Genomic DNA, 11,557 nt, shown 5'->3' on the forward strand with positions numbered 1-11,557 from the left:
CCGACTTACGAACATTCCTTCGGAATATTCTATCTGTGATTTATTTGCTAAATTAGTTGCTTAACCACGCAACTAACCATACACATCAACGTTGTAAACAATACGAAATCGAAATTGAGAAAATTAATCAAACATAGTTTTATTGCACTGATTTTTATAGTAGTATTTATTAGTTGTAAAAAACAAAACAATAAAATAATAATAAACACTTCCCCTCTTATTTATTACACTAAAAATGGTGAAGACATTGTGTTTTATAATGAAAGATTTGACGACCTATATGATTCTATAAACACATTAAATCTATTAGGAATTAAATTTGCTCAAGAAAACAAACTGAATAAATCTCGTGAATTCTTTTTAAAAGGTCTAGAGAAAGACCTAAACAATGTTATTCTTTTGAATAATTTAGGAAACCTAGAAAGTAATGCTAAGAATTTTAAAAAATCAATTGATTATTATAAAAAATCATTTGCTCACTCAAACTCACAATATTTTGTCGCGGGACTAAATTTAGCTCGAACATTAAGTGTTATCGGAGAAGACATAAATGCTGAAAAAGAGTTTTTAAATGTAATTAATAATTCTGATTTAGATTTTATAAAAGGAATTTCCTATTATCAATTAGCAGAAAATCACCTGAGATATGGAGAAATTGAAAAAGGATCAAAATCAATTATAAAGGCCAAACAATTATTAAATAATTATCCAGATTTTGAAAGCGATCTGATTAAAACTGAAAATAAACTTCGAGATTACTATAATGAGTGAAAAGTACTGTTTACAACACCGTGCATAATTTATTGCTGGTGGATTTTCCTTTCGGAAAATCCTCGGACACTTCCAATGTTGGTTGTTTTTTTACTATTTTAGTCTAGTAACGTCGCAACAAAACCATGCACAAGCACGTTGTAAACAATTTAAATAAACAGTATGAATAAACTAATATTATTAACTTTTTCCCTTTTAATTGGGAATGGAATTTATGCTCAAAAGTTAAAAGAATATAAAGCTTCTAATGGCATTACTTACAAAGTTGGTGATGATGTAATAATGGGGAACGGAAGTGGAAATAATGACCAGTATGTATATATGTGGATTACAAGCGCATTAGTTAAAGGAGGAGAAATAAAATCAAGAGCATACAACGGTTATGCTGTTACGATTAAAAAAATAAAACGATTTAAAGACAAAAAAAATGAAAAAGTTCTTTTCCTTGTAGGTGGTGGTAATTTATCTAATTATACTTTAGACATTGAAAGTGCAATAGAAACCTGTGAAGTTAAAGATTGCGGAAATGATAACGCAAAAGTATCTGATAAAGAAACAGACAAATACGAAAAATTAAAAAAACTGAAGGAATTATTGGATAGTGGAATTATAACTCAATCGGAATTTGACTCTGAAAAGAAAAAGATATTAGAATCTGACCAATAAAAACTGTTTACAACAAAACCTAAACGTAATGCGGGGTTTAGGGTTAAATCGTAAGGTCTGCATATATTTATAAGGTCGCTAAATCTTTGGGATTTAGCTTTGGACAAAAAAAGAAAAAGCAAAACCAAAAGCTTTAGCTTCGTGCGCAGACGGAAACGAAAAGTTTCCTTGCCCCCGCACTACGCTTAGCCCAACCGTTGTAAGCAAGCTGAAAAAACCGAATGATAGAAAAAATATTAACCATCGAGAAATTTGGAGTTTTCAATGATTTTAATTGGAATAGAGATTCTACACTTCAAGATTTCAAAGAGAAAAATATCATTTACGGTTGGAATTACTCAGGTAAAACAACGCTGTCAAGAATATTCTGCTCACTTCGTGATAAAGCAATTCATATAGACTATCCAGAAGCCAAATTCAAACTTCGCCTAGAAAATAATCAAGAATTTGAAAGTGAAAATTTAGAGAGATACGAAACAACAGTTTTTATATTTAACAAAGAATATGTTGATGCGAAACTAACTTGGGATTCTAGAACTGAATTGGGAGCACCAATAGCTTTTGATGTTGGAGAAAATACTACGATAAGAAGTGAAATCGGAAAATTGGAGGCGAAAATTGAATTTGCCAAATTAAGAAAAACTGCTACAGAACCTGTTATTAATATTTTTAATGAATATGAAAATTGGCGTTTCAAAGAAGAAAGCAAAGCAATTAGATTAATTATTTCCAATAATACAATTCCATTTGATAAAGGACACTTTAAGGCTGCTTTAAATTCAATTTCAAAAGACAACCTTGACACATATATCATTTTAGAAAATAAGGAAATTGAAGATTTAAAAATTTTATCAAACTCAACAAATAATTTTCAAGCATTTGACGAATACATTCTTGATTTAAAAGTAGCTGACTTAAAATTAGCTGTCACCGAACTTCTAAAAGAAGAACCTGCAAAAGATGTTGTAATAGATATTTTAGAGAGTAACAAGGACTTATATAGTTGGGTGAAAGATGGTTTGGCATTTGAAGAAAATGCGGAAACCTGTTCATTTTGTGGTAATGACATAACCACTAACAGAATAACTTCATTAAATAATTATTTCTCAAATGCTTCTAAAGAATTAAGGGACAAAATTTCTGTACAAAGAGATTCAATTAATGCAGAAATCGCCTTAATTAAATCAATAGAAATACCCAAAAGTAAAAATGACTTCACAGAAAGAGTAAGAGAAACTATAGACCAAAAAATCAATTCTTACAAAGCAATTAAATCAAAATACATATCTGAATTAAACCATTTATTAAATGAGCTTACAAGAAAAGAAGATGGTAATATTTTTAATAATATTTCAATATCAGTAACTGAATATGAGTTAAAAGAATTTGAGGATTGGATTTCAGAGCTTAATGAAATAATTAGAAGCCATAATTCATTAATATCAAATTTTGAAACAGAAAGAAATTCAGCAAGAGAAAAATTAAAAAAACATCTTATAGCTGACTTTTTAAAAAATGAAAATTATTTCGTAAAAAAAGAGAAAAGTCAAAATGCTCAAAATTGGAAAAAGCTATATGAAAACTACGTTAATAAGAAAGAAAGCATCAAACAGGAGAAACTAGATTCTCTAAAAACAATAACTAAAGGAAAAGACGAATTAAACAAATTCATACAAAAATTTCTTAATCGAGATGATATAGAAATAGATGTAACTTCAGATGATAGATTTATTTTATTGCGTAAATCCAGACCAGCTAGGAATTTAAGTGAAGGAGAAAAAACCGCTATCGCATTTTCTTATTTCTTGGTTGAATTAGAAAGTTTAGGTATCCTAGAAATGCAAAAAACAATAGTATTTATAGATGACCCAATTTCTAGTTTAGATACTAATCATATTTCTCAAGTTTATTCGCTCATAAACTCTTACTTTTTTAGAAAAAATGTAGATTTAGATAATCCAGCTAAAGTTGTTAATTGCTTTAAGCAACTATTTATATCTACTCATAACTTTGAATTCTTTTCATTTTTAAGAGATTCAAGTCAGCTAAACAAGCGGAAGAAAATTACAAACCCTACAACAGGAGAAAAACAAGAAGTTCCAAATTTTGGTTTTTATCAAATTCAAAAAATTGACACGGACAATTCCGTTCTAAAAGCTTTAAGTAAAGTATTAAAAAGGTATAAATCTGAATATATTTATCTTTTCAGCCTTATTTACAAATACAAACAAGAAATTGAAAATGGTGGAGAAGTTTATGATATTCTAATTCCAAATGCTCTTAGAAGGTTTTTAGAAATTTACACCTTAATGAAAATACCTAACGAGCCAGATAGTGTGGAAAACAGAATTGCTCAATTGGTCGATAACGTAAACAATTACAAAACTCTAAATCACTTTTCGCACTTTACAACATTTGAAAAAGCCACTAGACACGATGAACTTATTATGGTTCTTCCAATCGCCTGTAATGAACTTTTTTCTTTGTTGGAACTTGACGTAAAACACTTTGAATCTCTTAAAAAAGCAATATGAAAATAAAAGCCAGCTTACAACAATGGCTATAATTAATACGGGTTTTGGTACTTAACCCAAAGTTTAGAGCTTTTAACAAAGTCCGCCAAATCTTTTTGATTTGGCTTTATAAAGAAAAAGATAAAACAAAATAAAAAGTTTTGGCTAAGTGCTTAATCGAAAGTTCACTACTTTTAATTCCCGTACTAACCATAGCCTAGACGTTGTGCGTCATTAGAAGAAACTATGGAAGACAAATACAAACACTTAGAATTTATCCAAGGAATAATCAATAGAATGGGACAAAACTCATTTTTGATTAAAGGATGGACTGTTACTCTAGTTTCAGCTCTGTTTGCATTGTCTGCTAAAGACAGTAATTTGACCTTTGTAATTGTAGCATATTTTCCCGCAATAGTATTCTGGATTTTGGATGGATATTTTATATATCAAGAAAGATTATTTCGTAAACTATACGATACTACAAGAACAGCCGAAACAACCGATTTTTCATTAAACACAAAAGAATTAGATAACGGATTTAGTGATTGGGCAAGTGCAATTTTATCAAAGACTATTCTTCTTTTCTATGGTTCTGTTATCGCAACAATTTTAATTATTATGTACTTTATAAAATAAAAAATATGGCAAGAAGAACCTTTTTCAGCTTTCACTACGCAAATGACGTTTGGAGAGCAAATATCGTAAGAAACAGCTGGGTAACTCAGGACAGAAAAGCAGCTGGATTTATTGATGCTGCGGATTTTGAAGAAATCAAAAGAGGCGGAGATTCTGCCATAAAAAAATGGATAAGAGAACAGCTAGACGGAACTTCTGTAACTGTTGTATTAATTGGCTCTGAAACTAGTAATAGGGATTATATAAAATATGAACTTGAGAAAAGTTGGGAAAAAGGAAATGGAATACTTGGTATTTATGTCCATAATGTAAAAGACAGTAACGGAAATACAAGTAAAAAAGGAGATAATTCATTTGGACCAATATTCACTAACAATAAAGACGACAAAAAATACTTTTTCGAACGATTTAAAACTTATGACTGGGTTGATGATAATGGTTATAGCAATATGGGTGATTGGATTGAAAAAGCAGCTAGTGATGCAGGAAAATAACGAACGCACAACAATGGCTATAATTAATACGGGTTTTAGTGCTTAACCCAAAGTTTAGAGCTTTTAACCAAGTCCGCCAAATCTTTTGATTTGGCTTTAAAACAAAAAAGATAAAACAAAATAAAAAGTTTTGGCTAAGTGCTTAATCGAAAGTTTACTACTTTTAATTCCCGTACTAACCATAGCCGAACCGTTGGCAACCATTGATAAGAACCTATGAACAAAGAATTATCTAAAGAGGAATCTGAATTTATTGACACTTTTCTAAAGGAATATTTAGACAAGTACCAAACAGAAAGCGTTTTCAAAGGAAAGGTTACCTTTTTAATGAAAGAGTCGGGAATTAACCCTCTAAGAAATGACTTTATTTTAAAGGAATTGTATTCCTTGAGTATTTTGAGTTTTAAGCATGAAAGTGGTCACAAAAAATTAGCAATTGATTTTAACCGTGATAATATAGTTGAACTTATTAAAAATGGAGGAATGACAGAAAAGTGGCTTAACCGAGAACAAAAAAAAATTAATATAAGTCTTTCTGAAAACACATTAAAAGAATTCCCGAAAACAAAATGGTTTGCAAGAATTGGATTTTTTATCGCAGTTGTATTGGGATTGAAAGAATTGTATTTTTGGATAATGCAATTACAAGCGCAATAAAACGGTTGCCAACACTGTATATAAAAAATTGCTGGTGTTGTGCTTAAATAAAGGTCGTTGCTTGTTTTGTTACGTCTGATTTTCCTTCGGAAAATCCTCGCATACAAAACCGCAACTTTCCATATACATAAACGTTGTAGCACATTATGAAAAAACTTATCTTCGGAATAATAATGACGTTTTTAATTTCAGCTTGTAGCTCGAAAAAAGATAGCTATTTGATTAAATTTTACGAAGGAGAATTTGACGAAATAGGAGTTCCTTCTGGCTATCTGAATTCAAAAGGAGATACGATAATTCCGATTGGAAAATATTATTATTGCTATACCGACACAATTCGAGATTTTGGAATGGTAATTAGGAATAAAACTGGAAAAATAATCGGAATTGATAAAAATGGAACTGAACTATTTGAAGTCTTTAAATACGACAACGGACCTGAATATGTGGAAAGCGGACTTTTTCGGATAATAAAAAATGGAAAAATTGGATATGCAAATTCGCAAGGGAAAATAGTTATCGAACCGAATTTTGATTGCGCATACCCTTTCAAAGGAGGTTTTGCGAAAGTTTCGGACAATTGCGAAATAATAAAAGATGGAGAACACTCATTGTGGAAAAGCGAAAATTGGTATCAGATTACAAAAAATGGTAAACGTGCCGAAAAATAACGTGCTACAACAGTGTATAAAAAACATAGGGCATTTGTGGCTTAACCGAAAATTTAGGCATATTAACAAAGTCCGCTAAATATAAAATTTGGCGTTTATAATAGAAAAGATAAAAGCAAAATATTTATATTTAGCTAAGTAATAAACCGAAACGAAAGTGCTTATCATCTGCCCTACGTTTCTTATACGGTAACGTTAGCACCAATAAGAAACACCAAATATGGATATACATAAAATAATATTTGATTCAACTCTTTATCAAAAATTCACGAATTCAGTTATGATTAATGAAGATGGTGAAGAAATGGAATATTCTTTGGAATATTTGATAACTCATTTTGAGGAAAGAGTTGAGCAATATTGCACAAAATGTGGCGATAAAAGAATATTTACACCTGACAGAGTTTATAAAGATGCACCAAGAGTTCCAAATATGCAATTTGCACCTCAATTAGTTCGGAATGAACCTACACTTTATAAAACATTTAGATGCAGTTTGAACGCTCATCATAAAATTTTATATGGATTTTTAGTAGATGGAGACAAAATTATAAAGATAGCGGAATATCCATCCAAATATGATTCTGTTAAAGATGGATTCAACAAATATGAAAGTGTTATATCTAAAGAAAATATTAGTGAACTAGCAAAAGCATCACAACTTGAATCTTACGGTTATGCCATTGGAGCATTCCTATATTACAGGAGAATTTTTGAGAATTTGATTATAAAGACCTTTGTAGAAACTGATATTCAAGATAAAATTTCTGAAGAAGAATTCAGGAAAAAAAGAATGGATTCTAAAATAGAATATATACAAGAACATCTACCTGACTATTTCAATGAGAATTCACATATATATGGCACTTTGAGTAAAGGTATTCACGAATTACAGGAAGAAGAATGCAGGGAATATCTGCCAATTGTACAAACGATTATATATTTTTCATTAGATGAGGCAGTTGATAAAAGAAATAAGGAGTTGAGAAAAAAAGAATTTGCGAAAAAATTGAAAAATATAAACTCGAAATTATAAGAAATTACTGGTGCTAACACCGTATATAATTTATTGCTAGTTCTTGCCTACTTACGAAAATCCTCGCGGATTTTCTATTCGGTTTGTATTTGCTAAATTAGGTGCTTAAAACACGCAACAAACCATATACAAACACGTTACAGCACATTTGAGAAAACATATCGCTAAACGAAAAGACCTGTTCACTCATTTTGAATTTTATAATTGAAACTCTGACTTTAACTTTGCTGGAAATGAACAAAATATGATACGAATATTAATTTTTGCTTTACTTCTATCTTTCAGTAATACGATTTTCTCTCAAGAAATAAAAACTGACTCACTTCTGACTGAAAAGCAGAACGCTGAATGGATTGCGGAATTTGAAAAACTGGAATCTAAATCCGAACAAATAGCTGAATTAAAAAAGAAAATCGAGTCAGATTCAATTTATTATATTGGAAATACTCATTTTCATAATTCTGGAAATGAAAGAGTAGAACATCAAACTTTTGGTGCTGGAAAAAAGATTTACGAATCGAATTGTGTATGTAAAATAATGTTCAAGTTAATTGTAAAATCAGATGAGTATCTGCTTGACTATTCCGAATTTGAGCATACTTACGAAATTTTAAATCTGATTAACAATTCAAATATTGAGAAAATTACAGTTTATAAGAATGATTTAGCGCCAATTCTATTTGGGCAGAGAGCAAAATGTGGCGGAATAATATTGTATTCGGATAATCGGAAATTAAAGAAGAAAATAAAAAACGTGCTGTAACACCGTGTATAATTAATTGCTTGGTCACTGCCGACTTACGAACATTCCTTCGGAATATTCTATCTGTGATTTATTTGCTAAATTAGGTGCTTAACCACGCAACTAACCATACACATCAACGTTGTAAGCAATGCAAAAAAAAAATCCTACTGAAAAGAAAATTCAAGAAAATGACAATAAAAAATGCTGAAAATATTGGAGCAAAGCAAGGTCTGAAAAGTGTTTTTGTCGGAATTATTATCGCTCATTTAATTATGACTTTAATTATTTCAAGTGACAACGGATTTATTGACGGTTTTTTGTGGATTACGAGAGTCGATTATTGGTATCATATTTTAATTGGCTGTGTGATTATGATTTTGTGCGGATATTTTTACGGACGAATTGCAGGAAAAGAAATTCTAATAAAAAAGCGGAATTATATTGTTGTCGGATTTTTGACTGGAATGTCAGTTTTACTAACAACTGGATTTTTAGGAGGAATTACTGGTTTCTTGCAAGAAGGAATTGATAACATTGGAACGAATGATAATCCATTTTATGATTATTTATTTAAACCATTATATTGGATTTTTTTATTTGGACTTATACCTTCTTTAATAGTCGGAATAATATTTGGAAAACTAATTAAAAGAAAGGAAAATTAGAATGAAAAAAGCACTGCTTACAACACCGTATATAATTTATTGCTGGCTTCTTGCCTACTTGCGAAAGTCCTCGCGGACTTTCTTGGCCGGTAAATATTTACTAAATTAGTTGCTTGAAACACGCAACAAACCATATACAACAACGTTGCCATTCATTGCGGAACACACTCAAAACCGACAAATAAATATGACCAAATTAAATAAATGGATTCTAATAAATTGTTTGATTTCATTTTTAATGTTTTCATTTATTTTTTATAAAAATGTTGGCGTATCTGGTGGAGATATCGCAATTTATGCTTTAAACATAATATTCGGAATCATTCAAGTAATAGCGGTAATAATACTGATTTGGAAAAAAGAAAATAAGTTTTATAAGATTATACTTTTTATTCTACTATTTCAAATAATTGAAATTTTGATAATGACAGTTTGTGGAAATAGTTTAAATGCATTTCTGAAATCTTATTAGTCAACCGAATTGAAAAACTAAACTATAATTGAATGCAGAATTTAGCAAGTTGCGGAATTGCTCACTCAATCGGAATTGAAAAATATTGCGGAATAAAACACTGACTGAACTCACTCAAACGTTGAAAAGCGGAAAATGAAATTAGTTGAATAATTAGAAAAACGAAAAAACAACGAAATGGCAACAACGTGTATAATTAATGGCTAGTTCTTACCTACTTACGAAAATCCTCTCGGATTTTCTATTCGGTTTTTATTTACTAAATTAGGTGCTTAAACACGCCACTAATCATACACAACAACGTTGGCAACAAGCTGAAAAAAATCACGAATGAATCAAAATCTGGAAAAAATATTTGAATTAGAATCTGCAGAAAAATATAATGAAGCATATTCTGAATATCAAAACCTGATTTCGGAAAACAACGCGGATTTTGAAACGTGGAAATATTATTTCTTCTTTTTGTGGTCTATGCTTGAAGATGTGAACGGACTTTTTAAAAAAGATATTGACTTACGAACCGAATTGGAATACGAATTAAAAAACGGACTGAAAAAATACTCGGAAATAGCTGAATTTAATTTTATTGCTGGATATGCGATTTCAATTTTCCCTTACGAATTTGGCGACTACGAAGAGTTAGAAATTAAGGGGAAAGAAATGCTAAAAAAGGCGTTTGAATTGGAACAATCTAATCCGATTTATAAAATGGTTTATTTGGGTTCAAAGAGTCTGAATGAGAAAGAACAAAGTTTATATAAAAACGCTTGTGCTGAATCCAAACTGATTTTAAAAACTAAACATAACGGAAAAGGATTGTTGAACGAATATTACAATCAAGTGTTTAATCGTGAATAAAAAAAGCCAGTTGCCAACAATGTATAACCGCAATTACGGCGGATTCGACTACGTCCGAATCCAATCGGAATTGCTAAGGCTAGTGTTTAATCCAAAAATAATCGTTAATTTGCCCGTAACTGACGGTTATACGAAGCCGTTGTAAAACATTTGAAAAAAAAATATTCGTGAGAAGAATTTGGAATAAAATAAATTTAATTTCTATTGTAATAACATTAATTACTGTCCAAACCCTTGGTTACTTATCAATCAATTACTTTGGCGATTATGGCTGGACAGTTTTTATTTTAATTCCTATTATAATTGGATTTTTACCACCTTACATATCTGGCAGAAAATTAGATTTGACTAAAAGCGATGCATATAATTTAAGTTTCGTTACCGCAATTTTGGCTTCATTGGTGCTTTTGGTTTTTGCAATTGAGGGATTAATTTGTCTATTAATGGCAAGTCCAATTCTCGCAATTGGAATTTGGATAGGTTCATATATCGGATTTAAAATCACAAATAAAAATTTAATTAATCCGACAAATACAACCATAATATTGCTTTTTCTCTCTTTAGGTTTTATGAGCTTTGATTATATTAATAAGCCAACTGATTTAATTCCTGTTCGGACTAAAATAATTGTGAACGGCCCAATTGAAAAAGTATGGATGAATGTCGTGACATTTGACAAAATTGACGAACCAATCGATTGGATTTTTAAAACTGGTATTTCATATCCAACCGACGCTACAATTGTTGGACAAGGTGTTGGAGCTGTTAGATATTGTAATTTTACAACCGGAAGTTTTGTAGAACCAATTACAACTTGGGACGAACCGAATTTATTGCAATTTGACGTTAAAGAACAACCAATTCCAATGAACGAATTAAATCCGTTTTGGGAAGTTCACCCACCGCATTTAGATGGATATTTTAAATCCTATAAAGGACAGTTCAAACTGACTAAAATTAATGCGAACCAAACTGAATTAGAAGGAACAACTTGGTATAAAGTTGACATTTATCCAGGATTTTATTGGAGAGCTTGGTCTGATTATATTGTTCATCGGATTCATAATAGGGTTTTGAATCATATAAAAAAGAAATCCGAATTAATAAAAACAACTGAATAAAAAACGTTTTACAACACCGTGTATAATTAATTGCTTTGGCAAGTGCTTATTTGGAAAATTCCTTCGGAATTTTCTCAGGTTCGTATTTGTTTACTAATTTAGTTGCTTAACCACGCAACTAACCATACACAATTCCGTTGTCATTCATTTTAGGACTGAACTTTCCTGAAATAGGTTGACTAAAAATTAATCATTTAATTATAGTCAATTATGAAACCACAAAAACAGCACTGGCGAAAAAAAAGCTAC

At 30.4% G+C, this 11,557-nt stretch carries 12 protein-coding genes; all 12 read left to right on the forward strand.

Annotated features, from left to right (window positions below; genetic code table 11):
• The first annotated feature begins 114 nt into the window (after positions 1-114).
• The 12 genes from K8Z87_RS13260 (at position 115) to K8Z87_RS13315 (ending at position 11,308) form a co-directional block, all read left to right on the forward strand.
• Positions 115-771 (forward strand): hypothetical protein, encoded by a 657-nt coding sequence (locus tag K8Z87_RS13260; RefSeq protein ID WP_227478062.1) that lies wholly within the window; start codon positions 115-117, stop codon positions 769-771.
• A 162-nt stretch (positions 772-933) separates the two neighbouring features.
• Positions 934-1,437, forward strand: a complete 504-nt coding sequence (locus tag K8Z87_RS13265; RefSeq protein ID WP_227478063.1) for an SHOCT domain-containing protein — start codon at positions 934-936, stop codon at positions 1,435-1,437.
• 221 nt (positions 1,438-1,658) lie between these two features.
• On the forward strand, positions 1,659-3,971 hold the full coding sequence (locus K8Z87_RS13270; protein WP_227478064.1) for an AAA family ATPase: 2,313 nt from the start codon (positions 1,659-1,661) through the stop codon (positions 3,969-3,971).
• A 225-nt stretch (positions 3,972-4,196) separates the two neighbouring features.
• On the forward strand, positions 4,197-4,589 hold the full coding sequence (locus K8Z87_RS13275; protein WP_227478065.1) for a hypothetical protein: 393 nt from the start codon (positions 4,197-4,199) through the stop codon (positions 4,587-4,589).
• A 5-nt stretch (positions 4,590-4,594) separates the two neighbouring features.
• Positions 4,595-5,083, forward strand: a complete 489-nt coding sequence (locus K8Z87_RS13280; RefSeq protein ID WP_227478066.1) for a TIR domain-containing protein — start codon at positions 4,595-4,597, stop codon at positions 5,081-5,083.
• 216 nt (positions 5,084-5,299) lie between these two features.
• On the forward strand, positions 5,300-5,740 hold the full coding sequence (locus K8Z87_RS13285) for a hypothetical protein (protein ID WP_227478067.1): 441 nt from the start codon (positions 5,300-5,302) through the stop codon (positions 5,738-5,740).
• A 146-nt stretch (positions 5,741-5,886) separates the two neighbouring features.
• The gene (locus tag K8Z87_RS13290) at positions 5,887-6,411 is read left to right on the forward strand and encodes a WG repeat-containing protein (protein WP_227478068.1); all 525 of its coding nucleotides are present in this window, start codon (positions 5,887-5,889) and stop codon (positions 6,409-6,411) included.
• 220 nt (positions 6,412-6,631) lie between these two features.
• Positions 6,632-7,447, forward strand: coding sequence for a hypothetical protein (locus tag K8Z87_RS13295; RefSeq protein WP_227478069.1), 816 nt, complete (start codon positions 6,632-6,634; stop codon positions 7,445-7,447).
• 244 nt (positions 7,448-7,691) lie between these two features.
• Positions 7,692-8,210, forward strand: a complete 519-nt coding sequence (locus tag K8Z87_RS13300; RefSeq protein ID WP_227478070.1) for a hypothetical protein — start codon at positions 7,692-7,694, stop codon at positions 8,208-8,210.
• Between the two features lie 170 nt (positions 8,211-8,380).
• Complete coding sequence (locus K8Z87_RS13305) at positions 8,381-8,857, forward strand: hypothetical protein (protein WP_227478071.1); 477 nt, start codon at positions 8,381-8,383, stop codon at positions 8,855-8,857.
• 802 nt (positions 8,858-9,659) lie between these two features.
• Complete coding sequence (locus tag K8Z87_RS13310) at positions 9,660-10,187, forward strand: hypothetical protein (RefSeq protein WP_227478072.1); 528 nt, start codon at positions 9,660-9,662, stop codon at positions 10,185-10,187.
• Between the two features lie 167 nt (positions 10,188-10,354).
• Positions 10,355-11,308, forward strand: a complete 954-nt coding sequence (locus tag K8Z87_RS13315) for an SRPBCC family protein (protein WP_227478073.1) — start codon at positions 10,355-10,357, stop codon at positions 11,306-11,308.
• Positions 11,309-11,557 lie beyond the last annotated feature (249 nt).

This window comes from Winogradskyella immobilis (genome assembly GCF_021887715.1).
GTDB classification, from domain to species: Bacteria; Bacteroidota; Bacteroidia; order Flavobacteriales; family Flavobacteriaceae; genus Winogradskyella; species Winogradskyella immobilis.

Coding starts and splice junctions, on each gene's coding strand:
- K8Z87_RS13265 (WP_227478063.1), top strand. CDS start 934: ATGAATAAACTAATATTATTAACTTTTTCCCTTTTAATTGGGAATGGA.
- K8Z87_RS13270 (WP_227478064.1), top strand. CDS start 1,659: ATGATAGAAAAAATATTAACCATCGAGAAATTTGGAGTTTTCAATGAT.
- K8Z87_RS13275 (WP_227478065.1), top strand. CDS start 4,197: ATGGAAGACAAATACAAACACTTAGAATTTATCCAAGGAATAATCAAT.
- K8Z87_RS13280 (WP_227478066.1), top strand. CDS start 4,595: ATGGCAAGAAGAACCTTTTTCAGCTTTCACTACGCAAATGACGTTTGG.
- K8Z87_RS13285 (WP_227478067.1), top strand. CDS start 5,300: ATGAACAAAGAATTATCTAAAGAGGAATCTGAATTTATTGACACTTTT.
- K8Z87_RS13290 (WP_227478068.1), top strand. CDS start 5,887: ATGAAAAAACTTATCTTCGGAATAATAATGACGTTTTTAATTTCAGCT.
- K8Z87_RS13295 (WP_227478069.1), top strand. CDS start 6,632: ATGGATATACATAAAATAATATTTGATTCAACTCTTTATCAAAAATTC.
- K8Z87_RS13300 (WP_227478070.1), top strand. CDS start 7,692: ATGATACGAATATTAATTTTTGCTTTACTTCTATCTTTCAGTAATACG.
- K8Z87_RS13305 (WP_227478071.1), top strand. CDS start 8,381: ATGACAATAAAAAATGCTGAAAATATTGGAGCAAAGCAAGGTCTGAAA.
- K8Z87_RS13310 (WP_227478072.1), top strand. CDS start 9,660: ATGAATCAAAATCTGGAAAAAATATTTGAATTAGAATCTGCAGAAAAA.